Below are 22665 nucleotides of genomic sequence, written 5' to 3' on the forward strand. Positions count from 1 at the left end.
TTAATTCCTTAAAAACAGAAAGCCGATCAAGAGCAAAACCAGCACCAAGACAAACCAACCAATGGGTTCAATCCATTTGTGCAACAAGCGTTCTGCACGTTCACCGCCTAAACGAATGGCCAAGGCCAACAACAACACACGTTTCGCACGCCCCACAACCATCGCTGCAAGGTACTGAAGCCAAGGCACACCGACGATGCCGGACGCCCATGTAAAGACCTTCATCGGAATCGGCATGAAGCCGCCCGCCACCAAGAACCAAAACACAGCCCAAGGCGATTCGTGCATTTTGGCTTGAATCGTCTGAATGCCGCCTTCAATTTTGTCGAGCATGTGCATCGCGGCAAACGCAGGCTTCACCAGTTCCCACGCATGTTGGCCAAGCCAATAGCCGACGATGGCACCCAGCATCGAACCGAACAAACTCACCAGCGCGTAGAAAAAAGCGCGTTTCGGGCGCGCCAAAGCCATCGGTGCCAGCATCACTTCCGGCATCACCGGGAAGAAGATGGCCTCGATGAAACTTAAGCCTGCCAAGATCCAAGTCGCGTTTTTGTGCTTCGCCCAGCGCAGGGCCTTCTCGTAGATCGGCTTGAAAATTTTCATTGATCTACGACACCCGGCAGCAATGGCACAAACATCACAGGTTCCATTTCTTTGATGTCCAAACTGCCATCTGCGAGCTTACGAATACGTACGAGCGCCTGTGTCGCGCCACCCCCGACAGGGGCTACCAAAGTGCCACCGGGTGCCAATTGATCGATGAGGCCTTCGACGATGGCTTGGGCGCCTGCGGTCACCATGATGGCGTCGAAGGGGCCTTCTTCCGCCCAACCGATATGGCCATCGTCGTGTTTGCTGCGCAATGTGATGCCTTGTGCACGGAAGCGTTTGCGCGCTGTACGCAGCAACTCACCGATGCGTTCGACGGTATGCACTTGCATGCCGAGTGCCGCGAGCACGGCGGCTTGATACCCCGAACCCGTGCCGATTTCCAGAACATGCTTGGGCACCGTGTCGCCTTCCAAGATCAGTTCGGTCATGCGCGCCACCACCCAAGGTTGAGAAATCGTTTGACCAAAACCAATGGGGAGCGCGGAATCTTCGTAAGCGCGTGAGGCGAGTACTTCATCAATAAACAAATGCCTCGGCACGCTGCCGATGGCCTGCAACACATAAGGGTTACGAATGCCCTGCTCTCTCAAGCGTTCGACCAAACGATCACGGACACGCTGCGATGTGAAGCCGACACCGCTTGAATGCAAAGTCCGACCGATCACGCTGCGTCCTTGCGCTTGGGGTCCAAGCCCACGACCCAGTTCGCCACTTGTTCAAGCGCATGGAAACGGGTGAGATCGACTTGAATCGGACTGACGGACACCGCGCCGCGATTGACGCAATCAAAATCCGTGCCCGGACCGGAGTCTTGCGCGGCACCGGCAGGACCAATCCAGTAGAAATGACGGCCACGCGGATCGGGTGCGGCAATGCAGGCTTCGGCGCGATGACGATTGCCCAAACGCGTGGCTTCAAACGCCGTGATTTCATCCCACGGCAAGTCCGGCACGTTTACGTTGAGAATCGTGTCGGCAGGCAGTGGGTCTGCCACCAGTTTGGCCACAATGTCGACCGCGGCGCGAGCTGCCGTTTCGTAGTGCTGTGGTGCATGGTTGCGATTGACGCATGACACCGCCACGGCTGGCAGCCCCAAAAAGCGTCCTTCCATGGCAGCCGACACCGTGCCTGAATAGATCACGTCGTCGCCTAGATTTGCGGCATTGTTGATGCCGGACACCACGATATCGGGCTCTTCTTCGCCTGCAAACATGCCGGTCAAGGCCAGATGGACGCAGTCGGTCGGTGTACCGTGCACGCGCCAATGGCGTTCATCCATTTGAACGACGCGAATCGGCAGATCCAGCGTCAAGGAATTGCTCGCACCGCTGCGATCCCGGTCGGGTGCGACGACAAAGACATCATGCCCCGCTTCGCGCAACGCACGGGCTAAGACCTTGATGCCCGGCGCGTCTACGCCATCGTCGTTACTGACCAGAATCTTCATCTACGGTGTTTTTCTGCTTAAAGCACCATGATACCGAAAGCGTTTGTTCGACTCATCCATTAGTCTTATTGAATGTCGGAGAAAGACGATCACCATCTGTTCTTAGAGGCGATTGGCGACGTGCGTCGAATGGATGCCCCGCCCGAAGCGCCTTCGAAGCCCAAGCCGCGCGCGGGTGCCGGCATGCGTGAACGCGATGAACAGGCAGCATTGAGCGAATTCAAGCAAGTCATGTTGCAAGGCGCACTGGATCCGGGCGACGTCTCTTCGTATCGACGCAATGAGGTGAATCCGCAAGTCTTGGCGCGCTTGAAGCGCGGCGAGTATGCCGTGCAGGATGAACTGGATCTACACGGGCTTCGTTTGGAAGAAGCGAGTCAATTGTTGCGTGTGTTTTTACGCCATGTGCTCTCTGAAGGCATTGCCTGCGTGCGCATCATTCATGGCAAAGGTCGAAACTCCGAAGGCGTACCTGTGATCAAGAATCTTGTCGATCAACATCTGCGTCATCGGCGCGATGTGCTGGCGTTTCATTCTGCGCCGACCGCGCAAGGCGGTACGGGTGCCGTGTTGGTGTTGCTGAAAAAGCGCTAAGCGTTCACGCCTTGCGCATAGGGTCGATCACTTCGCCGAGTGCATGCAACACGGTGGTGGCGTAGCTGCCAGGATCGAGTGCGAATTGCAGGGTGAGCGTGGTGCCTTCTTGCGTCGCATGCAGATCACGGACGCGCAAGCGCAAACTTCTCCGTTCTTGCTTCATGCCTGCCGCTTCTAGCCCTGTGCGCAGTGCGTCATTGTCGGTCGACATCAACACCTCAGTTTCCAAAGATTGGGCGTCGGCTTGCGTGCGCAAGTCGCCACGCCCCCAGAGTGGGCCTGTTGGATGAATATCGCCAGATTCAAGGCGTGCATGGATACTTTCGTCGTCTTCGACGGGACCAAAAATACTTTGAGAGCCGTCCAACATGAAGACATCGCCCGCGAGCGCTGCGCGCCACGTACCGGCTTCGACACGTTGCGCAAGGACTTGGTTGAACATGTCGGAACGTGCGGCAGAGAGCAATAGACTGCGTGTTTCGCGGGCTACGCGCTTGCCCGCAAACATGTCGCGCGCCTGCGCAACATTGTCACCGAAACGACCGAATCGTTGTTCACCGTAGTAGTTCGGCACACCATGCTGCGCGATGTCTGACACGCGCGCTCGGATCGCCTCCGGATCACCCGCCACGTCACGCAGCACCAAGGTAAATCGATTGCCTTTCAACGCACCGGTCGACAACTTGCGGTTGTGCCAAACGGCTTCGATCACTTCAATGGCATCGGTATTGAGCGTGGCTATGTCAGGTGACTTGCGCTTCGGCAACCACACGGTGAGACGCTGTGTCGTAACCGCATGTTTGTCTTTCAAGCCCGCGTAGCCAATCGCGCTCGTGGGAACGCCGGCCCACGTCGCCACGTGTTCGATCAATGCGTGTGTGCTGAGGCCGCGCTTACGCAGCGTGAGCAGCAAATGTTCGCCGCTACCGAATGCATCGAATGACGACACTTCCTCAACGATGAAATCATCCAACTCGTTTCGGATCGATGCCTGCGTAATCACAGGCGCTGCGCTTCGGGGCAATACCTCAGGCACGGCGAACCAAGAGACAGCCCGCTTGTGCCGCAATGCCTTCTTTGCGCCCGGTGAAGCCGAGCTTTTCAGTGGTCGTCGCTTTGACGCTGACGTCTTCGATGTCGGCCTGCAAACCCGCTGCAATCGAGGTTCGAATCGCCAAAAGATGCGGCGAGACTTTCGGTTGTTCGCAAATGACCGTGATATCGCAATTGCCTAAACGCCAACCGCGTTCGTGCATCAGCGCGTGTGCATGTTTCAAGAAATCCATGCTGTTGGCGTCTTTCCAGCGCATGTCTGACGGCGGGAAGTGCACACCGATATCGCCCATCGCCAACGCGCCAAAAATCGCGTCACACAATGCATGCAGCACCACATCACCGTCACTATGTGCTTCAACGCCCGCGCTGTGTTCAATTCGTACGCCGCCGAGCATGACGTGGTTACCTTCCGTGAACGCGTGCACGTCAAAACCGCTGCCAATGCGAATATCGGTACTCATGATCGGATTGACCTCTTTGCCAACTGCGCTTCGAACCACGCCAGATCGGGTTGCGTTGTGATTTTCAAATTGTCCGCGCGCCCTGCCACCAGCTTGGGGTGGTGACCCGCCAACTCCATGGCCATCGATTCGTCAGTGATTTCAACACCGGCGTCAAACGCGCTTTGGAGTGCAGCCATCAAGGGGCCTTTTGCAAAGCATTGCGGCGTCATCGCGCGCCAGTACTGTGCTCTAGGCACTGTCTGCTCGACTTCCATCGCTCCATTGGATTGCTTCAAAGTGTCACTGACGGATGCAGCCAGAAGCGCACCCGAAGGCGCCTTGTTCGCTGCATCGAGCAACGCTGAAATGTCTGAGACCTGCACGTTGGGGCGTGCCGCATCGTGAACCAACACGAGCGCCGACGCATCAAGCGTGTCTGGCAATGCATGTAAGCCGTTCAACACCGAGTGCGCGCGCGATGCGCCGCCGACGCAGCGAATAATTGGCTTTTCAAACACCGTCTCGGGCAACTCGGGGCACGCGTCTTCGGCAAGGATCACCACCAAGCCTTCGACAGACGCGTGCACGGCAAGCGCCTCGAGGGTATGCATCAGAATCGACTTGCCTTCAATCTCAACAAACTGCTTGGCAATGGGCCCGCCGAAGCGTTGGCCGCTGCCAGCGGCCGGTACCACGCACCAGGTCGCGGTACTCAAGGGGCCTCGTCCGCTGCCGCCGTTGGTGCAGGCGGTGGTGCATCGGCGGCGGGCGCGGGTTTGTCATTGATCACGCGATAGAAGGTTTCACCCGGCTTGATCATGCCGAGCTCGTCGCGCGCACGTTCCTCAACCGCAGCACCGCCAGAAGCCGGATCGGTGAGATCTTTGACTTCGGCGGCGAGTGCATCGTTGCGTTGCTTGCGCGCTTCGTTGTCTTTTTCTTGCGCGACGACTTTAGCCTTCAACTCGGCGACGTCCTGTCGCCCACCCGTGCCGAACCACCACCGGTATTGCAGAAGTATGAGCAGCAATACCAGCAGCAATGTCGCGATACGGACAGCCTTCATGTAGTCGGATCAGCGCTTCAAAGACACAAACGCAGAACGGCCTGCGTACTTCGCGGCCGCTCCCAATTGCTCTTCAATGCGGAGCAATTGGTTGTACTTGGCGACGCGATCACTGCGGCACAACGAGCCCGTCTTAATTTGCGTTGCCGTGGTTGCGACTGCGATGTCCGAGATCGTGGTGTCTTCGGTTTCACCCGAACGGTGCGAGACGACGGCCGCGTAGTTGGCAGCGTGCGCCATGGCGATGGCCTCAAGCGTTTCAGACAAGGTGCCGATTTGGTTGACCTTGATGAGAATCGCGTTGGCGACGTGCTGATCAATGCCTTCTTTGAAGATCGACGGATTGGTCACGAACAAATCGTCGCCCACCAATTGAACTTTGTCGCCGAGACGTTCGGTCAGCATTTTCCAACCCGCCCAATCGTCTTCGGCCATACCGTCTTCAATCGTGATGATCGGATATTGCTTGCACCAATCGGCCAAGAAGTCGGTGAACTGCTCGCTGGTCAGACGCTTGCCTTCGCCGCTCAGGTTGTACTTGCCGCTTTCAAAAAACTCGCTGGAGGCCACATCGAGGCCCAACAGAATGTCTTCACCTGCGGTGTAACCGGCTTTACCGATGGCTTCGAGAATGGTGTCGAGGGCTTCTGCGTTGCTGCGCAAGTCAGGCGCGAAACCGCCTTCATCACCGACTGCAGTAGAAAGACCACGCGACTTCAAGACCGACTTCAGCTCATGAAACACTTCGGTGCCTGCGCACAATGCGTCGGAGAACTTGTCGAAGCCCACCGGCAGAATCATGAACTCTTGCAAGTCGACGTTGTTATCTGCGTGTGCGCCGCCGTTGATGATGTTCATCATCGGGACCGGCAGTTCCGGCGCATTGCCGTCCGCCAAGTATTGCCACAAGGGCAATTTGCGCGATGCCGCAGCAGCGTGCGCAACAGCCATCGACACACCAAGCAAGGCATTTGCGCCGAGACGGCCTTTGTTTTCCGTACCGTCCAAATCGATCAAGCGTGCGTCGACACCTTTTTGGTCGAATGCGTCCATGCCTTGCACGGCATTGGCAATCGTGGTGTTGACGTTTTCTACTGCTTTGCGAACACCCTTGCCCAGGTAGCGGGTCTTGTCACCGTCACGCAGTTCAACGGCCTCTTTCGCGCCTGTGGACGCGCCCGAAGGCACCGCTGCGCGGCCAAAGCTGCCATCGGCGAGGGTCACTTCCGCTTCGAGCGTGGGATTGCCACGTGAGTCGAGGATTTCGCGGGCGTGGATTTTTTCGATTTGCACTTCAAGCACTCCAGAGGGTGATTTCAATTTTTTTAAACACAGTTCGATGACTTACAGCGCACGACCATCGCGTTTGACTGCTTCGTCAATGGTCATCAGCGTTTCCAGCAAGCGCTTCATTTCGCCGAGCGGCCATGCATTCGGGCCATCCGACAAGGCTTTGGACGGATCCGGATGGGTTTCCATAAAGATGCCCGCAATGCCCACGGCCATGGCCGCACGTGACAGCACCGGCACGAACTCGCGCTGGCCGCCACTGCTATTGCCCTGCCCGCCCGGCAACTGCACCGAGTGCGTGGCGTCGAACACGACCGGACACCCTGTATCGCGCATCACGGCCAATGAACGCATGTCACTGACCAAGTTGTTATACCCGAAGCTCGCACCGCGCTCGCAGACCATGATGTCTTGATTGCCGGTCGACTTGGCCTTCTCGACCACCGGTTTCATGTCCCACGGCGAGAGGAACTGGCCTTTCTTGATGTTGACGGGCTTGCCCACCGCACACACTTTGGTGATGAAATCGGTTTGGCGTACCAAGAAGGCCGGCGTTTGTAGCACGTCGACCACCGAGGCCACTTCGTCCATCGGCGTGTATTCGTGCACGTCGGTCAGCAAAGGCACATTGAGCTGACGTTTCACTTCAGCGAGTACACGCAAGCCTTCTTCCATGCCCGGGCCGCGAAAACTGTTCACGGAGGTTCGGTTCGCTTTGTCGAAGCTGGATTTGAAGATGAAAGGAATCCCCAAGCTTTGGGTGATTTCTTTCAAAGTGCCTGCGGTATCGACCTGCAATTGTTCGGATTCGACAACACACGGGCCCGCAATGAGAAAAAACGGCTTGTCCAGCCCAACTTCAAAACCGCAAAGATTCATTCAAATATCCTTTTCGCGAGCTGCAGCGATTACGCCGCAGCTTCGTTGAGCAACTGACCGCCGGCTTTCTTTTCACGCGCGGCGCGGATGAAGCCGACAAACAAGGGGTGTCCCTTCCGTGGCGTCGACAAGAACTCAGGATGCGCTTGGCAAGCCACAAACCAAGGATGGTTCGGCCATTCGATCATTTCGACCAAGGTGTCGTCCATGGACTTGGCCGAGAACACCAAGCCTGCCGCTTCCAGGGGTGAGCGGTAGTGATTGTTGAATTCGTAGCGATGGCGATGACGCTCGCCGACGACGTCTGCACCATACATTTGATGTGCGCGCGTGCCCGGCTTGATGCGTTGATCTTGCAGGCCTAGGCGCATGGTGCCGCCCAAGTCACTGGCTTCATCGCGGCGTTCTACGTCACCGGATGATGTGCGCCATTCTGTAATCAGGCCGATGACCGGATGCGGGGTGTTTTTATCGTTCTCGGTGCTGTTCGCGTTTTCGAGACCTGCCAAATTGCGCGCTGCATCGACGATGGCCGCTTGCATGCCGTAGCAAATCCCGAAATACGGCAAGTTATTTTCTCGCGCATATTGCGCGGTGGACACTTTGCCGGCAAAGCCGCGGTCGCCGAAGCCACCGGGCACAAGCACACCTTCGACGTCTTTCAACATGGCTGCTGCACCATGGCGCTCAATGTCTTCTGACTCGAGCCACTTGATATTGACGCGTGTCCGTTGACGGATGCCGCCATGCTTCAGCGCTTCAGCCACCGATTTATACGCGTCTTTATGGTCGACATACTTGCCGACCATCGCAATCGTGACTTCATCAATCGGGTTTTGCGACGCGTCGACGACAGCGTCCCATTCCGACAGATCCGCATCTTTCGACGCCGCCGCATCCAAACGCAGTTGTTCAACCACCAATTGGTCGAGACCTTGGTCACGCAGCCATGCAGGAATCTTGTAAATGTTGTCCAAGTCGATGGCCGTGATGACAGCGCGCTCAGGCACATTGGTGAACAAGGCAATCTTGCGCTTCTCGCCTTCCGGCAAGGGCTGCTCTGAGCGGCAAATCAGCACGTCGGGCTGAATACCGATCGATCTCAATTCTTTCACCGAGTGTTGCGTCGGTTTGGTTTTGAGCTCGCCTGCTGCCGCAATGTAGGGCACCAAAGTGAGGTGCATGAACATGGCATTGGCCGCGCCGCGTTCCGTACGAATTTGGCGAATGGCTTCCAAGAAGGGCAAGGATTCAATGTCGCCGACCGTGCCGCCGATTTCCACCAAGGCCACGTCGAAACCCTGGGTCGCGACGTCGATGCGCAATTTGATTTCGTCGGTGATGTGCGGGATGACCTGCACGGTGCCACCCAGATATTCGCCGCGGCGCTCCTTGCGGATGACAGCGTCGTAGATCTTGCCGGTGGTGATCGAGTTCTTGCCGGACAAACGCGTCGAGACGAAACGCTCGTAGTGACCGAGGTCGAGGTCGGTTTCAGCGCCGTCGTCGGTGACATACACCTCACCGTGCTGGAACGGACTCATGGTGCCGGGATCGACGTTGATGTACGGATCCAACTTCATCATCGTGACGCGTAGGCCACGGGCTTCAAGGATGGCGGCAAGCGAAGCTGCGGTGATGCCTTTGCCCAGCGAGGAAACCACACCGCCGGTCACGAAAATTAAAGGGGTCTTGGCAGCAGCGGGGGGAGTCATGAGGGCGTCGGCTCGCTGGAAACCCGTATTTTACCGATTCGTACCGGGAGTTGCTCGCCTTTCTGCAAAGGCAATAGAAAAGTCCGTCAACACCGCGTGAGCCACATCATGAAAGCGGGCTACTAAAAGCGGAGACGATTCGCCGACGTGTTGGCTTGCCTTCGTGCATGTGGTGATCGCGAGGACTAAACCACGGAAGATTTGTTGCTTGTCGTGTCCTGAGCTAACGCAACAGATAACAAACGCCCATCTACTATTGCATTCTACAAATATCTTTGTAGAATTGCATTTATGAACGATGATGCTGCCATATCCGCTTTATCCGCCCTTGCGCACGCAGACCGGCTGACCGCCTTCCGACTTTTAGTGAAGGCGGGTCCCAAAGGTGTTGCATCGGGCGACATTGCCGAGCGTCTCTCGATTCCGCCGACGCGAATGAGTTTTCACTTGGCCACGCTAGAACGGGCTGCGCTTGTGCGTTCGTGGCGTGACGGTCGGCGGGTGCTCTATGCGGCCAGCTACGAAAATATGCGCCAGCTCCTGGCCTTTCTCACCGCGGACTGCTGCTCAGGGAACCCTGAAATCTGCGGCGACCTCATCAAACTCGCGCCCGTCTGCACTTCGGATGCTTGCCCATGAGTAATCGCACGTCCGCACATGTCCAATGTGGCCCAACCATGACCGTCACCATTTACCACAACCCTTCCTGCGGCACGTCCCGCAACACACTAGAAATGATCCGACAGTCGGGCGAAACACCCGAAGTCATAGAGTACCTGCAGGTGCCGCCGACTCGGGCAAAGCTCGCGGAGTTGATCGCCGACATGGGCATGGTCCCGCGCGACCTGTTACGTCAGAAGGGCACGCCCTACGTTGAGCTTGGATTGGAGAATCAGGCGTTGACCGACGACCAGCTCTTGGACGCGATGATGGCGCATCCCATCCTCATCAACAGGCCGATCGTCGTGACCGAAAAGGGCACGGCACTGTGCAGACCTTCGGAGAAAGTTCTGGACCTCCTAGCCAAACCAATCGCGACGTTTATGAAGGAAGACGGCGAAGTCGTGGGGACATTCGGGACCTTCGCGTGAACGAAAATCTGTTGAACGATTTGCCGAATATCGACTCGGCCCAACTCCATCCTATCGATACCGGCATCCTAGCCGCGCCTAGCGATCCGACCCATCCACCGCGCATCTTGGTGCTCTACGGCTCCATACGTGAACGCTCTTACTCGCGTTTTCTCGCGCAGGAGGCGGCGCGGTTGTTGCATTGGTATGGCTGCGAAGTGCAAATTTTTGACCCACGCGACCTACCGCTTCCCGATGGCGCGGCTCCGGATCATCCCAAAGTTCATGAACTGCGCGAGCTGGCCAATTGGTCTGAGGGCATGGTGTGGGTGAGCCCGGAGCGCCATGGAGCAATGACCGGGACTATGAAGGCGCAAATCGATTGGATTCCGCTGACGGAAGGCGCGAAGCGGCCAACCCAAGGCAAGACTTTGGCCGTCATGCAAGTTTCCGGCGGCTCGCAGAGCTTCAACGCGGTCAACCAACTCCGTGTCCTCGGCCGCTGGATGCGCATGGTGACAATCCCCAACCAATCATCCGTCGCCAAGGCGTTCCAAGAGTTTGACGAGGCCGGCCGCATGAAATCTTCGTCCTACTACCAGCGCTTGGTCGATGTCTGCGAAGAACTGGTCAAGTTCACGTGGCTCGTGCGCGGTCGATCCGCTTATCTCACGGATCGATATTCCGAACGTGTGGAGAGCGCCGAGGCGCTTTCCGCACGCGTCAACCAGCGCTCAATCTAAAGTTTTCCGGCGCGTGCAATGCTAGCCCTCGCGATCTTTGTCGTCACTCTCATATTCGTCGTTTGGCAACCGCGCGGCTTGGGAATAGGCTCGTCCGCGATCACCGGCGCGGCTGTCGCACTTGCGACAGGTGTGGTTGGCTGGAATGACATCGGCACGGTATGGGGGATCGTGTGGGACGCCACGTTTACCTTCGTCGCCTTGATCGTGATTTCACTGATTCTCGATGAGGCTGGGTTCTTTGAATGGGCTGCGCTGCACGTCGCGCGCTGGGGCGGCGGCAATGGTCGAAAACTTTTTCCGCTGGTAGTGCTGCTAGGCGCAGCGATAGCGGCCGTGTTCGCCAACGACGGTGCCGCGCTGTTGCTGACGCCCATTGTCCTGGCGATTCTATTGCGCCTCGATTTCCCGCCTGCGGGTGCTTTGGCGTTCACAATCACCTGCGGCTTCATCGCCGACTCCGCAAGCCTGCCGCTGGTGGTATCCAACCTGGTAAACATTGTCACCGCTCATTACTTCGGCGTTCCGTTCGACCGCTATGCCGCGATTATGGTGCCAGTCAATCTTGTGTCGGTCGCCGCAACTCTACTGGTGCTCTGGCTTTGGTTCCGTCGCGATATTCCGGCCAGCTACACAGTAGGCGCGTTGGAGCAGCCCCGAGACGCGATCAGCGATCCAATCGTGTTCCGTGCGGCATTTCCGCTGCTGGCGTTGTTGCTGATCGCCTACTTCGTCACCGGCCCGCTTGGCATCCCTATCGCACTGGTGACAGGCGCGGCAGCGTTGATCTTGATGACAATCGCGGGGCGCTGGCTGACTGGCGGCCGAGGCGCGACAGTCGCACTTGGCAAGGTGTTACGCGGCGCGCCATGGCAGATCGTGTTGTTCTCGCTCGGTATGTACCTGATCGTTTACGGCCTTGGAAATGCTTGGCTCACAGTGGTTGCTACCCGCGTTCTCACTTGGTTGGCTGCGCAAGGTACGTTCGTTGCCACGATCGGGACCGGCTTTGGTGTCGCCGCGCTCGCATCAGTGATGAACAACATGCCTTCGACTCTCGTAGGGGCCTTGGCCATCGACGCGGTCAACGTTCCACCGCTTACACGGGAGCTGATGATCTATGCAAACGTGGTGGGCAATGATCTCGGCCCTAAGTTCACGCCCATTGGATCGCTGGCGACGCTGTTGTGGTTGCACGTGCTCGCAGGTAAAGGCCAGCGGATTACTTGGGGCCAATACATGAAGGTCGGGCTCATTCTCACTCCGCCCATTTTGCTAGCCACCTTAATAGCGTTGTGGCTCTGGCTTCCAATTGTGACCTCTTGATGCCTGTGGGCGCGCTGTCCTCAAGGACGGCGCTGCTCCTCTTCTTCCTCTTCATCGCCGGTCTTTGACGACTTTTTAGCCTTCTTGGCGTTGGCGTCGGCCTTGGCCTTCGCCGCCGTATCGGCATGCTGGCTATGATCCATTTGACTATGGTCCATCTTGCTGTGGTCCATGGTTTCTGATGCTTGCTGTTTGGTCTTGTCGACCTTGGCCTGTGCGAAGGCACCGCCCGCGACAGCCATTGCCGCAGTGCCTACTGCCATCAACACGACCCATTTTTTGAGTTTCATGCTTTGCTCCACGGTCCTGAATTAGGACACCCTTATTTTCGCAGCTTTAGCTGAACCGCGCCTGCCCGTACACTGTTTGAATCGACTGACTTGGTTATTCATGAATACTCGCTACAACGCTTCCGATATTGAAGTCCTATCCGGCCTGGATCCCGTCAAACGCCGTCCGGGCATGTACACCGACACCACGCGGCCGAACCATTTGGCCCAAGAAGTCATCGATAACGCGGTCGACGAAGCCCTCGCCGGTCATGCCTCACGCATTGACGTCGTGCTCCACGCAGACGGCAGCTGTGAAGTGTCAGACGACGGCCGCGGCATGCCGGTGGACATTCACCCCGAGGAAGGCATTCCCGGCGTCGAATTGATCCTGACGCGTTTGCATGCGGGCGGCAAATTCAGTAACCGCAACTACACCTTTAGCGGTGGCCTGCATGGCGTCGGTGTTTCGGTCGTCAATGCCTTGTCGACACGCGTGGATGTGTTCATCAAGCGCGACGGCAACGAATACAAGATGTCTTTCGCCAACGGCGATCGCACCTCGGCATTGGAAGTGGTTGGGACGGTCGGTAAAAAGAACACAGGCACACGTGTGCATTTCTGGCCGGACGGCAAATATTTCGATACACCGAAGTTTTATCTTCGTGCGCTCAAACACCTCTTGCGCGCCAAGGCTGTGCTCTGCCCTGGACTGACCGTCACTTTGTTTGACGAAGCCAGTGAAGAGAAAGTGCAGTGGTACTACGAAGACGGTCTGAGTGATTATTTGAATGGCGAGTTGGGCGATATCGAACGCTTGCCACCTGACCTGTTTGTCGGTCAGCTTAAGAAAGACACAGAAACCGTTGACTGGGCGATCGCATGGTTGCCGGAAGGCGAGTTGGTGCAGGAAAGCTATGTCAATTTGATTCCGACAGCGCAGCACGGCACCCATGTGAATGGTTTGCGGACTGGGCTCACCATGGCCTTGCGCGAATTCTGTGAATTCCAGAATTTGCTGCCGCGTGGTGTGAAGTTGGCACCGGAAGATGTGTGGGACCGCGTGGCGTTCGTGCTGTCTTTGAAGATGCAAGAACCGCAGTTCTCCGGCCAGACCAAAGAGCGCTTAAGTTCACGCCAAGCAGCGGGCTTTATTGAAGGCGCCTCGCACGATGCGTTCTCATTGTGGTTGAACACACATACCGAACTCGCGACGCGCATTGCGCAACTCGCGATCGAACGTGCGTCCGCGCGTTTGAAGACCGAGAAGCAAATTGTTCGTAAAAAAGTCACGCAAGGTCCTGCCCTGCCCGGCAAGCTCGCGGATTGTATTTCTCAGGACTTGTCACGCACCGAATTGTTTTTGGTCGAAGGTGACTCTGCAGGTGGCAGTGCACGCCAAGCACGCGACAAAGACTTCCAAGCAATCTTGCCGCTGCGCGGGAAAATCTTGAACACTTGGGAAGTTGCCTCCGGGCAAGTGCTTGCGTCAGATGAAGTGCATAACTTGGCGATTGCAATTGGGTGTGACCCCGGCAAAGACGATATCTCTGGCTTGCGTTACGGCAAAGTCGTGATCTTGGCCGACGCGGACTCGGACGGCTTGCATATCGCCACTTTGTTGGCTGCCTTGTTTGTGCGCCACTTCCCTGCATTGGTCAATGCAGGCCATGTATTCGTCGCAATGCCACCGCTGTTCCGCGTCGATGTGGGCAAGCAGATGTTCTATGCGCTGGACGAAGAAGAAAAGCGCATTCTGCTTGAGCGCGTCGAGCGCGAAAAAATGAAAGGCGTCGTCAGTGTCACGCGCTTTAAAGGCTTGGGTGAAATGAATCCCATGCAATTGCGCGAGTCCACAATTCATCCGGACACCCGTCGCTTGGTGCAGTTGACCGTTGATGACGAAGAAGAAACCCGTAGCTTGATGGATATGCTGCTTGCGAAAAAACGCGCTTCCGACCGCAAGTCGTGGCTCGAACAAAAAGGCGACTTAGCGACGTTGGAGGTTTGAGTGCGTATGGCAGACGATCGACACCTTGACTTGGGTTGCGGCAAATTTCCGCGCAACCCGTATGACCGCAAAACGCTGTGTGGCGTCGATATTCGCCCCTTACAGATTGAAGGTGTCGACTATCGACCCGCCAATCTCACGCTTGACCCGATTCCGTTTGACGACGACTACTTCGCGTCTGTGTCTGCGTTTGATTTCATTGAACATGTGCCGCGCATTTTTCCGACCACCGATGGTCGCGGCACCCGAGCACCTTTCATTGATGTCATGAACGAGGTGTGGCGCGTGCTGGCACCGGGCGGACGCTTCTATGCCATCACGCCGGCTTGGCCACACCCGCAAGCATTTGCGGATCCGACACACGTCAACATCATTACCGAAGACACCGTGAACTATTTCTGCGGTGACAATCCGCTGGGTCGCATGTACGGGTTCACCGGCACCTTCAAGTTGCTGAGGCAAGACTGGGTCAATCCCGAACAATCGCGTCACGCCGACGCCGATAACGAAGCCAATGCGCTGCGCGTCAAACGCTACGCATCAGGCGGGAAGCAATTGGCACAGCGCTGGCGTCATTGGTCTCGACGCATGCGCGGCAAACCAGAAGAGACCTTTGTGGATCAGTTCTGGTTGCGTTGGGAACTCGAAGCGGTCAAACCCGGACGCTAAACTGCGCCGAATCTGTCCGGCTTACATCGCCTTCAGCGCGTCGAGTGTGGCTTTGACGTGGCCGTTGGGGCTCATTTCTGAGTGCACATGCACAATTTTTCCGCTGGGCGCGATCACATACGACGTCCGGCTGGACCAGCCCGGCTTCAACGCCAGAACCGCATCATAGGTCTTGGCAATCTTCGCCCCCGGATCCGCAGCGACTGGAAATTTACCGCTGCACAGCTTCGTGTCTGCGGAGAACTTTGAGAGTTGATCAAGATTGCCCGCAGTGACCCCGATCACCGTGGCCTTGTAGGTTTTGAATTGATCAATCGCCTCAGAGAACAAGTGCGCTTCTACATTGCAGCCCGAGGTATAGGCCGCGGGGAAGAAATACACAACTACCGGCCCCTTCTTCAGGGCGTCTGCGAGGGTGAATGTGAACGCCTTACCGCCTAAATAGGCCTGTGCTTTGAAGCTCGGCGCGGTGTCGCCCGCTTTCAATTCCGCGTTGGCAGGTGCAGCCATGAAGACGACTGCAGCAACGGCTGCGACCAATGTGCGCTGAAGGGCAGTATTCATGTGCATACGTCTCAAAACCGAGTGAGCCCAGAGCATACGCGCGTGCCGTCATGGATGCGAGAAGGCGACGACACTGGACGGCATGCAGGTCATCGCGGTAGCGTAGTCAAGTTGCATTTCAGACACTTTTTGGGGACAACATGTTTAAACGCATTCTCGTAGTTGCGGGCGCTATTGCCTGTGGCTCGGCTTTCGCGCAAGCGCCATCTGCAATGGATCTTTCGCGCCATGCAGAAATCAATCAGGTCGCGCTTTCACCCGACGGCAAATACGTCGCGATGACGGTACCGACGGCCGACGAAAAAGAAACCCAATTGCAAATTGTTTCGTTGGATGGCAGCGGCAAAACGCAAACACTCCGTTTCGGCCGACTCGAACACGTCAGCGACATTATTTGGACCGCCGATGATCGCGTGACCTTGGCACGTGCACGCACGCTTCCACTGCGTCCGTTGCCGGTCAGCATGGGTCAACTGTTCTCGACCAACCTGGATGGCACCGATCAAGAGACCCTCTTCGGCTATTTCCGTGACAGCGGGTCGACAACGGGTCGCCGCAAAGACCAAGGCTTCGCGAAGGTGGCGCAGGTCATCGACAAAGAGCCGGGCGCAGCACTTGTCCAGTTCACCTGCTGGGACTGCGGCGAAACCCCGGACACCGTGGTGTACAAAGTCGATACACGCACAGGTCATCGCTCCGAAATTGAGCGTGTCAAAGGCTCAGCGGCAATCTTCTTCGATCAAGACGGCAAATCACGCGCTCGCGTGTTGTATGACGTTGATGGCGAACCCAAGAAAATCGAATGGCGCAAAGTGCAGGACGGTGCTTGGTCTGAAATGCCGCGCGCCATTGCGGGTCGCGACATTGACCACGCCTTCTTTTCGAAAGACGGCAAAACGATGTTCGCTGTATTGACCAACAACGGCGAAGCAACCTCGTTCTACAAGATCGATGTAGCCAGCGAAACTCGAACTGAACTCCCCAGCCGTGCAGGTTTTGACGTATCGGGCATTTTGCGCGCGGGTCGCGGTGGTGAACCGTTCGGCTCGATGACCGATGCAGGCAAGCCGACCATCAAGTATTTCGATCCGACCTCTGAGTACGCGAAGCTACATGCCGGCATGTTGAAGGCGTTTCCGGGTCAGCTGGTTGAGATTCTGAACTTTACCCGCGACAACAAGAAGGTGCTCATTTATGTGCACTCAGATCGCAATCCCGGTGCTTGGTATGTCGTCAATCGCGACGACAACAGCTTGCAATTGGTGGCTGAAGCAATGCCGTGGATCAAGTCGCAAAACTTGGCGCCGATGATGCCGATCGAATTCAAGTCGCGTCATGGCGAAACGCTACAAGCCTTTGTCACGCGTCAAGGCAGCGGCCCACAGCCCATGATCGTGTTGCCGCATGGCGGTCCGCACGGGCCGTACGATAGATGGGGCTTCGACCCCGACGTGCAGTTCTTTGCGACCCGCGGTTACACGGTGATTCAAGTCAACTATCGCGGCTCAGGTGGCCAAGGCAAGAAGTTTGAAGAGCTTGGGTATCGCGAATGGGGCGGCAAGATGCAGGACGATCTTGCAGATGCCGTCAAGGTGGCGATCGACAACAAGTGGGCGGACGCCAAGCGCGTCTGTACGTTTGGCGCAAGCTACGGCGGCTACGCTGCGTTGATGCAGCCGATCCGTTTTCCAGAGCTGTATCGTTGCGCCATTGGTTATGTCGGCGTGTACGACCTCACCGTGATGAACAAGGCGGGTGATATTCCGGACACCGAATCGGGTCGTCGCTATTTGAAGCGCGTCCTCGGCGACGACAAGGCTGTGTGGATTGCTAATTCACCGGCACGCAACGTCGACAAGATCAAGGTGCCGGTCTTCCTTGCGCAAGGTGCCATCGATAACCGCGTGCCGATGGACCAGTTCAATGCGATGAAGAGCGCAATGAGCGCGAATGGCATCAAGGTCGAAACCATGGTCGCTGCGGGTGAAGGCCACGGCTTCTTTGATCCGAAAAATCGTGAAACCTTGTATTTGAAGATGGAAGATTTCTTGAAGCGTAATAACGCGCCTTAAGCAAACGCTGATTTGAGCGCTAAAAAGCCCTTCCACATGGAAGGGCTTTTTTTATCCGAGTGCGGCTTCGATCATTGCGCGCACGAGCTGTTGAATGCGCTCGGCTTTGTTGGCGTCCCAAATGCCCTTCGCTTCATCCATGTAAACGCGCTGACTCATTTCGAGCTGTATGGCTTCGATACCGGTTGCGGGTTTGCCATAGTTTCTTGTGATGTAACCGCCTTTGAAACGGCCGTTGACGACGAAGTCGAAGTCCTCTTGTGCGGCCAGCACAGCTTCGATGCGTTGCTGTGTTTCGGGCGTACAGCTTGTGGTGCTTGCGGTGCCTAAATTCAGATCGGGCAATCGACCGTCAAACAAGAACGGCAATTCACCTTTGATGGAATGTCCCTCCCACAAGATGACGCGGCCATGCAGGTCTAGCAGTCGCTGCAATTCTGTCGACAGGGCGTTGTGATACGGACGCCAGTAGCGTTCAACACGCGCACGCACTTCGGTTTCATCCGGTTCTGCTTGCGGTAGATACACCGGTGCGCCCGAGAATTGAACGGTGGGACACAGGCCTGTCGTGTTTTGCCCGGGATACAAAGAGACATCGTCTTCGCCGCGATTCAAATCGATCACGTAACGCGAATGCTCTGGCACGATCAATGAGCCGCCCGCTTCGATCACCCACGCATACATGCGCGCCATATCCCAATCGGTATCCGGCACTGCACGCGCCTCGGGCGTCAGCCGTTGCGCGATGTCATCTGGTACGCGTGTGCCGTTGTGCGGCACGCTGACCAAGAGCGGCAAGCTGCCTTGGTGCAAGTTAAAAATTGTCATGTCTATGGTCCCTTCCTCAACATCAGACAAAGCGCGCAGGCGCATACGGGCGGGGATCAATGACAGGTGGCGCGCCGGTGATCAAATCCGCCATCAACTGACCGGTGCCTGCACTCATGCTGACACCCATCATGCCGTGACCTGTCGCAAGCCACAGGTTCGGTTTGCCGGGCACCGGCCCAAGTAAGGGCATGTCATCCACCGACATGGGGCGCCAACCGAACCAGCGTTCTTGTACGCGCGGGCCAACCGGCGCATGTAAGAACGCATGCGCGCCGCGTGTGAGGGCATTCAAACGTTTTTCGTTGAGGTCGGTGTTGTAGCCGCTGAACTCCATCGTGCTGCCTAAGCGATAGCCGCCCTCCCACGCGGTGACGCAGACCGAACAATCGCGCAACACCAAGGGCCGCTTGGGCACAATTTCCGGCGGATCGTAGGTAATTGAATAGCCTTTGCCAGGTTGGATGACGCCGCGTAGCCACGGGCTATCGAGCATCTTCGACATCAAGGGTGACCAAGCACCGGTTGCGATCACGACATCTTTTGCGTTGAAGTTTGTCTCACCACTTTGGGCTTGCCATCCATCACGGATTTTCGACAGTGATTGCAGTGGTGTGTGTTCGAGAATGCGTCCGCCTAAACGCGTGACTTGTGCGGCGAGACACGACAACCATTGGTCGGGTCGGAGCATGGCATCACTGTCAAAACGGAGTGCGCCTACAAGGCCTGGGCGAAGCGCGGGTTCCATCGCTTCGTAGGTGGGACCATCGATCACTTCGGGCCTTAAACCGAGTGCTTTCAGCAAGGGCACTTCTTTCATCTCATGCTGCATCGCGTGTTCGCTGCGAAACACATAGTCTTCGCCGCTTCGTTCGAACTGACAGTCCATGGCGTAGCGCGCCACCCAGTCTTCAATACGTGCGCGTGAATCCGTGAGCAGCGCGTATTTGCCGCGCGCACTCGTTTCCCAATCGCGCGTGTTCGAGCGCAGCGCAAACCTGAGCAACCAACGCCAACGCTGGAAATCAAACTTCGGCGACACGTACAATGGTGCATCCGGATGCAACAGCGACCGCAAGGCTTCGGTCACAACGCCGGGTGCGGCCAACGGCGGCGCATGACTTGGCGTGAGCGTGCCGCAATTGCCATGCGAGGCGCCGGCACCCACATACGTGGCTTCAATCACACACACGCTGCGTCCCGCCTCGAGCAAAGCCAATGCAGTGGCGAGACCGATGACCCCGCCGCCTACTATCAGTACATCGGTGTTTTCGTTTGGCATACGCACATTCTAAATGCGCGGCTTCAAGCCGTCTGCGGATCCGGCGTTGCGCGCAGGGTCGGCGCACGCCCGTACGTCATCCAACGCCATAGCCATTCCATCGGGCCGTATTTGAAGTAGCGCAGCCACGCGGCACTGAGCCCTAACTGCACGAGCCAAAGCACGCACACGAATAGGATTTGTTGGAACCGCGGCATGCCCCATTGCTGCAGCCCCCAGCCGTAAAAGACGAAAGCACACACCAGCGATTGCATGAGGTAGTTGGTGAGCGCCATGCGGCCAGCGGGCGCCATCCAGTTCATGACCGCGCGTAGGCGGGAACACTGCAACGCGCGCACGACCAATGCGATGTAAGCCAGCGCCATGAAGGGCGCAGCGATGGTGCGCATCGCGGCAGCCACGATCGGGCGACCCATCGCGACGCCCTCGCCCTTTGGCACCCAGTCGCTGACCCACATCGACGCAGCGGTGAGCGCCAACGCAAATGGAAACACCCAGAGCCACGTTCGCCAGAAGCTACGGTAATTTTCTGCGTTCACCATCAGGCCGGATTGGATAAACCACATGCCAATGAGAAACATGGGAATCGCCAAGATTGAAAACCAGGCGTAGTTCGGCATGTGGTGTTCGGTGAAGGATGTGTAGCGCTGCGCGAGGCCCACTTGGAAACTTGGCGATTGAAACGCAATCGTTTCATCGTGTTCGAATTGCGCGGTGCGTTGATGCTGCTTTCGTTCTGCCGTCTTTTGTTCGGTCGTTTGCGCTGTAACGTGTGCTGGCATGGTGACGAGCATGAGCCCACTGACCAGTTGCCCCAAAGCAAACACCGCATAGAGCGCGACGCCTGCGCGCCAGAAACGCCAACGTTTATCGGGTGAACGCAGATACGGCGCGAGTATGGCGGCAATGCATAGGGGCGCGGCGTAGCCCGCCCAATTCATGTTGTTCGTGACTAAACACGCGGCTGCAACGACAGCAGCCGCTAGAAACCAATGCCAGGGGCGCCCGAATAGGGTCAACAGCAACATCAACGCGATGATTGCGTAGCCATACAAGATGTCGCCATTCCACAACACTATGGCGTGCGTGATGCCGAACAACGCCAATGCAAAAGTGCGGCGCAAATAGGGCCTGACGAACGGTGCATTGCGCTTGCGTGCACGCGCGAGCATCAGCGCGAAGCCCATGCCGAACAACAAGGCAAACAGCAGCCAAAATTTCCCTGTGACAAAGACCATCACGCACCAACCTGCAAGGCGATCGATGCCCGTGAGGTCCGGCGAGAGTCCGGGATTAAATTTGTACGTCGGGCCGTTGAAGAATTCGACATTCATCAAGCAGATGCCGAGCAAGGCAAAGCCACGTAAAACATCCATGCGTTGAATGCGCTCGGTTCGTTCCACCGGGCCCAAGCTTTGGTTCGCGTCCTTGGAATGTGGCATGCGTGTGCTCTGTCTCTGATTCAAGGGGTATAGCACCAAAAAAAAACGGCCGCACTAGGCGACCGTTCTTAACTTCGTTGACGCGGCAGCTTAGTGCTGATGACCGCCGTCGCCGTGCACGTGACCGTGCTCGAGTTCTTCCGCTGTGGCTTCGCGCACTTCCAAGATTTCGATGTCGAAATGCAGGTCTTTGCCGGCCATCGGGTGGTTCAAGTCGACGTCAACCGTGGTCAGACCCACTTTCTCTACGGTCACTGCGCGCGGACCGAAATTGGTTTGCATGACAACTTGCATGCCCGGTTCGACCTTGGCATCACCGAAGTGCTTCTTCGGAATGCGTTGGCTCAGACCTTCGCGGCGTTCGCCATAGGCTTCAGCGGACGGCACTTCGACGCTGAAGTTCTCACCAGCTTCGCGATTGTCCATCGCTTTTTCCAAACCCGGAATGATGTTGCCGTGGCCGAACAAAATGGCCAGCGGCTGGCTGTCTTTGGAGGTTTCCGAGGCCGGTTGACCTGCTTCACCCACCGAATAATGGAAGCGCACGACGCTATCTTTCGCAATTTTCATTAAATTCTTCTTCTAAGGTGTTGATTTTTGGTTGCTGGTGGGTGCAGACTTCACCCGTTAACTACAAAGTTGTTCCACTTCGTAGCTGCATTATCCGGGGAGCGAGGCGATGAAACCAGTGCATATTCGGAATTCATGCGTAAAAACCTTGATTTTCCTGGCGCTCTGCACGCCTTTGACGGTGCTTGCCGCACCCGGGGAAGACAACAACGCCGAGCCGCCTTCCACCGCACAGGGCTGGAATGTCCGCATGATTCACGGTCAGGACGCGGTCAATGCGGTTCTGATTCGCGCAATTAGCCTTGTGGGGACGCCTTATCAATGGGGGGGCGCGACGCCGGGCAGCGGTTTTGACTGCAGCGGGCTGGTGAACTTCGTCTTTAAGGACATGTTGAATGTCCAATTGCCGCGCACATCTCGTGAGCTGGCCGAGGCGCAGGGCCCGCGGATCGACTTCGACGACCTGAAACCCGGCGACCTGGTGTTCTTCGGGGCGAACGGCGTGGTCAGCCATGTCGGCATCTATATCGGCGAGCGCCGCTTTATTCACGCGCCGCGCACGGGCACGGTTGTGCGCTTGGAACAGATCGATAAAAGCTATTGGACCGGCCGCTATACCGGTGCCCGCCGCGTCATCGAGACGTGATCGGCGAGTGAACTGAATGTGATGGCCATGTGAGGCAATGCCGCGTTTTGTGCATTCAGGTCACA

General features: G+C 57.0%; 25 protein-coding genes. 9 read left to right on the plus strand and 16 right to left on the minus strand.

Translation table 11 applies throughout. From position 1 onward, the window contains the following. Genes G7069_RS10150 through surE form a run of 3 tightly spaced genes read right to left on the minus strand, consistent with a single transcriptional unit; the run spans window position 1 to window position 2062 of the window. On the minus strand, window positions 1–606 hold the full coding sequence (locus G7069_RS10150) for a YqaA family protein (protein ID WP_166297190.1): 606 nt from the start codon (window positions 604–606) through the stop codon (window positions 1–3). Beyond that, on the minus strand, window positions 603–1280 hold the full coding sequence (locus tag G7069_RS10155) for a protein-L-isoaspartate(D-aspartate) O-methyltransferase (RefSeq protein ID WP_166297192.1): 678 nt from the start codon (window positions 1278–1280) through the stop codon (window positions 603–605). Before G7069_RS10155 ends, G7069_RS10150 begins: the two co-directional genes overlap by 4 nt. After that, window positions 1277–2062, minus strand: coding sequence for a 5'/3'-nucleotidase SurE (gene surE, locus G7069_RS10160; protein ID WP_166297194.1), 786 nt, complete (start codon window positions 2060–2062; stop codon window positions 1277–1279). The genes G7069_RS10155 and surE overlap by 4 nt, the downstream gene beginning before the upstream one ends. 72 nt (window positions 2063–2134) lie before the next feature. Here surE and G7069_RS10165 point away from each other — a divergent pair, with 72 nt between their 5' ends. After that, window positions 2135–2656, plus strand: a complete 522-nt coding sequence (locus G7069_RS10165) for a Smr/MutS family protein (RefSeq protein ID WP_166297196.1) — start codon at window positions 2135–2137, stop codon at window positions 2654–2656. 4 nt (window positions 2657–2660) lie between these two features. Here G7069_RS10165 and truD read toward each other — a convergent pair whose 3' ends face one another. Genes truD through G7069_RS10200 form a run of 7 tightly spaced genes read right to left on the minus strand, consistent with a single transcriptional unit; the run spans window position 2661 to window position 9108 of the window. Then, a complete protein-coding gene (gene truD / locus G7069_RS10170) occupies window positions 2661–3659 on the minus strand; it encodes a tRNA pseudouridine(13) synthase TruD (RefSeq protein WP_240912676.1) in 999 nt (332 codons plus the stop codon). Between the two features lie 28 nt (window positions 3660–3687). After that, window positions 3688–4176 (minus strand): 2-C-methyl-D-erythritol 2,4-cyclodiphosphate synthase, encoded by a 489-nt coding sequence (gene ispF, locus G7069_RS10175; RefSeq protein WP_166297201.1) that lies wholly within the window; start codon window positions 4174–4176, stop codon window positions 3688–3690. Continuing rightward, window positions 4173–4874, minus strand: coding sequence for a 2-C-methyl-D-erythritol 4-phosphate cytidylyltransferase (gene ispD / locus G7069_RS10180; RefSeq protein ID WP_166297203.1), 702 nt, complete (start codon window positions 4872–4874; stop codon window positions 4173–4175). The genes ispF and ispD overlap by 4 nt, the downstream gene beginning before the upstream one ends. Continuing rightward, window positions 4871–5224: a cell division protein FtsB gene (gene ftsB, locus G7069_RS10185; protein ID WP_166297205.1), complete on the minus strand. Its 354-nt coding sequence runs from the start codon at window positions 5222–5224 to the stop codon at window positions 4871–4873. The genes ispD and ftsB overlap by 4 nt, the downstream gene beginning before the upstream one ends. Window positions 5225–5233: 9 nt before the next feature. Further along, complete coding sequence (gene eno, locus G7069_RS10190) at window positions 5234–6517, minus strand: phosphopyruvate hydratase (protein WP_166297207.1); 1284 nt, start codon at window positions 6515–6517, stop codon at window positions 5234–5236. A gap of 51 nt (window positions 6518–6568) precedes the next feature. Further along, window positions 6569–7393: a 3-deoxy-8-phosphooctulonate synthase gene (gene kdsA, locus G7069_RS10195; protein WP_166297209.1), complete on the minus strand. Its 825-nt coding sequence runs from the start codon at window positions 7391–7393 to the stop codon at window positions 6569–6571. Window positions 7394–7422: 29 nt separating this feature from the next. Beyond that, a complete protein-coding gene (locus G7069_RS10200; RefSeq protein ID WP_166297211.1) occupies window positions 7423–9108 on the minus strand; it encodes a CTP synthase in 1686 nt (561 codons plus the stop codon). A 291-nt stretch (window positions 9109–9399) separates the two neighbouring features. On the opposite strand from G7069_RS10200, the gene G7069_RS10205 reads away from it, so the two are divergent. From G7069_RS10205 to G7069_RS10220, 4 genes are read left to right on the plus strand one after another with little or no spacing between them, the layout of a single operon-like run. Then, the gene (locus G7069_RS10205) at window positions 9400–9747 is read left to right on the plus strand and encodes a metalloregulator ArsR/SmtB family transcription factor (protein WP_166297213.1); all 348 of its coding nucleotides are present in this window, start codon (window positions 9400–9402) and stop codon (window positions 9745–9747) included. Between the two features lie 38 nt (window positions 9748–9785). Further along, on the plus strand, window positions 9786–10199 hold the full coding sequence (arsC, locus tag G7069_RS10210) for an arsenate reductase (glutaredoxin) (protein ID WP_166297215.1): 414 nt from the start codon (window positions 9786–9788) through the stop codon (window positions 10197–10199). Next, window positions 10196–10921, plus strand: a complete 726-nt coding sequence (gene arsH / locus G7069_RS10215; RefSeq protein WP_205758719.1) for an arsenical resistance protein ArsH — start codon at window positions 10196–10198, stop codon at window positions 10919–10921. The genes arsC and arsH overlap by 4 nt, the downstream gene beginning before the upstream one ends. Window positions 10922–10939: 18 nt before the next feature. Next, window positions 10940–12247 carry an arsenic transporter gene (locus tag G7069_RS10220; RefSeq protein WP_166297217.1) on the plus strand — a complete coding sequence of 436 codons (1308 nt, stop codon included), beginning with the start codon at window positions 10940–10942 and terminating at the stop codon, window positions 12245–12247. Window positions 12248–12267: 20 nt separating this feature from the next. On the opposite strand, the gene G7069_RS10225 is transcribed toward G7069_RS10220, so the two are convergent. Continuing rightward, window positions 12268–12537: a hypothetical protein gene (locus G7069_RS10225; protein ID WP_166297219.1), complete on the minus strand. Its 270-nt coding sequence runs from the start codon at window positions 12535–12537 to the stop codon at window positions 12268–12270. A 100-nt stretch (window positions 12538–12637) separates the two neighbouring features. Here G7069_RS10225 and parE point away from each other — a divergent pair, with 100 nt between their 5' ends. Continuing rightward, the gene (parE, locus tag G7069_RS10230; protein ID WP_166297221.1) at window positions 12638–14527 is read left to right on the plus strand and encodes a DNA topoisomerase IV subunit B; all 1890 of its coding nucleotides are present in this window, start codon (window positions 12638–12640) and stop codon (window positions 14525–14527) included. A gap of 6 nt (window positions 14528–14533) precedes the next feature. Continuing rightward, entirely contained in the window at window positions 14534–15196 is a 663-nt protein-coding gene (locus tag G7069_RS10235) for a methyltransferase domain-containing protein (RefSeq protein ID WP_166297223.1), read from the plus strand. Between the two features lie 21 nt (window positions 15197–15217). Here the strand turns inward: G7069_RS10235 and G7069_RS10240 are convergent, their stop codons facing one another. After that, the gene (locus tag G7069_RS10240) at window positions 15218–15760 is read right to left on the minus strand and encodes a peroxiredoxin (protein ID WP_166297225.1); all 543 of its coding nucleotides are present in this window, start codon (window positions 15758–15760) and stop codon (window positions 15218–15220) included. A 140-nt stretch (window positions 15761–15900) separates the two neighbouring features. On the opposite strand from G7069_RS10240, the gene G7069_RS10245 reads away from it, so the two are divergent. Beyond that, window positions 15901–17832, plus strand: a complete 1932-nt coding sequence (locus G7069_RS10245; protein WP_166297227.1) for a prolyl oligopeptidase family serine peptidase — start codon at window positions 15901–15903, stop codon at window positions 17830–17832. 51 nt (window positions 17833–17883) lie between these two features. On the opposite strand, the gene hutG is transcribed toward G7069_RS10245, so the two are convergent. The 4 genes from hutG to G7069_RS10265 all read right to left on the minus strand — a co-directional run bounded on the left by hutG (window position 17884) and on the right by G7069_RS10265 (window position 21954). Further along, window positions 17884–18660 carry an N-formylglutamate deformylase gene (hutG, locus tag G7069_RS10250; protein ID WP_205758721.1) on the minus strand — a complete coding sequence of 259 codons (777 nt, stop codon included), beginning with the start codon at window positions 18658–18660 and terminating at the stop codon, window positions 17884–17886. Window positions 18661–18682: 22 nt separating this feature from the next. Continuing rightward, window positions 18683–19942 (minus strand): FAD-dependent oxidoreductase, encoded by a 1260-nt coding sequence (locus tag G7069_RS10255; protein ID WP_166297229.1) that lies wholly within the window; start codon window positions 19940–19942, stop codon window positions 18683–18685. 23 nt (window positions 19943–19965) lie between these two features. After that, window positions 19966–21384, minus strand: coding sequence for a DUF418 domain-containing protein (locus tag G7069_RS10260; protein ID WP_166297231.1), 1419 nt, complete (start codon window positions 21382–21384; stop codon window positions 19966–19968). Window positions 21385–21474: 90 nt separating this feature from the next. Next, complete coding sequence (locus G7069_RS10265; RefSeq protein ID WP_166297233.1) at window positions 21475–21954, minus strand: peptidylprolyl isomerase; 480 nt, start codon at window positions 21952–21954, stop codon at window positions 21475–21477. 109 nt (window positions 21955–22063) lie between these two features. Between G7069_RS10265 and G7069_RS10270 the strand changes: the two genes are divergently transcribed. Next, window positions 22064–22600: a C40 family peptidase gene (locus G7069_RS10270; protein WP_166297235.1), complete on the plus strand. Its 537-nt coding sequence runs from the start codon at window positions 22064–22066 to the stop codon at window positions 22598–22600. Window positions 22601–22665: the final 65 nt, after the last annotated feature.

Origin of the sequence: Lysobacter sp. HDW10 (assembly GCF_011300685.1) — a bacterium.
Taxonomy (GTDB): domain Bacteria; phylum Pseudomonadota; class Gammaproteobacteria; order Xanthomonadales; family Xanthomonadaceae; genus Solilutibacter.

Bases quoted from the DNA above. Each gene is read 5' to 3' on its own strand.
- G7069_RS10225 (WP_166297219.1), bottom strand. From the start codon at position 12,537: ATGAAACTCAAAAAATGGGTCGTGTTGATGGCAGTAGGCACTGCGGCA.
- G7069_RS10235 (WP_166297223.1), top strand. From the start codon at position 14,534: ATGGCAGACGATCGACACCTTGACTTGGGTTGCGGCAAATTTCCGCGC.
- ftsB (WP_166297205.1), bottom strand. From the start codon at position 5,224: ATGAAGGCTGTCCGTATCGCGACATTGCTGCTGGTATTGCTGCTCATA.
- G7069_RS10205 (WP_166297213.1), top strand. From the start codon at position 9,400: ATGAACGATGATGCTGCCATATCCGCTTTATCCGCCCTTGCGCACGCA.
- G7069_RS10260 (WP_166297231.1), bottom strand. From the start codon at position 21,384: ATGCCACATTCCAAGGACGCGAACCAAAGCTTGGGCCCGGTGGAACGA.
- hutG (WP_205758721.1), bottom strand. From the start codon at position 18,660: ATGACAATTTTTAACTTGCACCAAGGCAGCTTGCCGCTCTTGGTCAGC.
- G7069_RS10270 (WP_166297235.1), top strand. From the start codon at position 22,064: ATGAAACCAGTGCATATTCGGAATTCATGCGTAAAAACCTTGATTTTC.
- G7069_RS10245 (WP_166297227.1), top strand. From the start codon at position 15,901: ATGTTTAAACGCATTCTCGTAGTTGCGGGCGCTATTGCCTGTGGCTCG.
- G7069_RS10165 (WP_166297196.1), top strand. From the start codon at position 2,135: ATGTCGGAGAAAGACGATCACCATCTGTTCTTAGAGGCGATTGGCGAC.
- G7069_RS10150 (WP_166297190.1), bottom strand. From the start codon at position 606: ATGAAAATTTTCAAGCCGATCTACGAGAAGGCCCTGCGCTGGGCGAAG.
- G7069_RS10200 (WP_166297211.1), bottom strand. From the start codon at position 9,108: ATGACTCCCCCCGCTGCTGCCAAGACCCCTTTAATTTTCGTGACCGGC.
- surE (WP_166297194.1), bottom strand. From the start codon at position 2,062: ATGAAGATTCTGGTCAGTAACGACGATGGCGTAGACGCGCCGGGCATC.
- kdsA (WP_166297209.1), bottom strand. From the start codon at position 7,393: ATGAATCTTTGCGGTTTTGAAGTTGGGCTGGACAAGCCGTTTTTTCTC.
- ispF (WP_166297201.1), bottom strand. From the start codon at position 4,176: ATGAGTACCGATATTCGCATTGGCAGCGGTTTTGACGTGCACGCGTTC.
- parE (WP_166297221.1), top strand. From the start codon at position 12,638: ATGAATACTCGCTACAACGCTTCCGATATTGAAGTCCTATCCGGCCTG.
- G7069_RS10255 (WP_166297229.1), bottom strand. From the start codon at position 19,942: ATGCCAAACGAAAACACCGATGTACTGATAGTAGGCGGCGGGGTCATC.
- arsC (WP_166297215.1), top strand. From the start codon at position 9,786: ATGACCGTCACCATTTACCACAACCCTTCCTGCGGCACGTCCCGCAAC.
- G7069_RS10220 (WP_166297217.1), top strand. From the start codon at position 10,940: ATGCTAGCCCTCGCGATCTTTGTCGTCACTCTCATATTCGTCGTTTGG.
- G7069_RS10265 (WP_166297233.1), bottom strand. From the start codon at position 21,954: ATGAAAATTGCGAAAGATAGCGTCGTGCGCTTCCATTATTCGGTGGGT.
- G7069_RS10240 (WP_166297225.1), bottom strand. From the start codon at position 15,760: ATGAATACTGCCCTTCAGCGCACATTGGTCGCAGCCGTTGCTGCAGTC.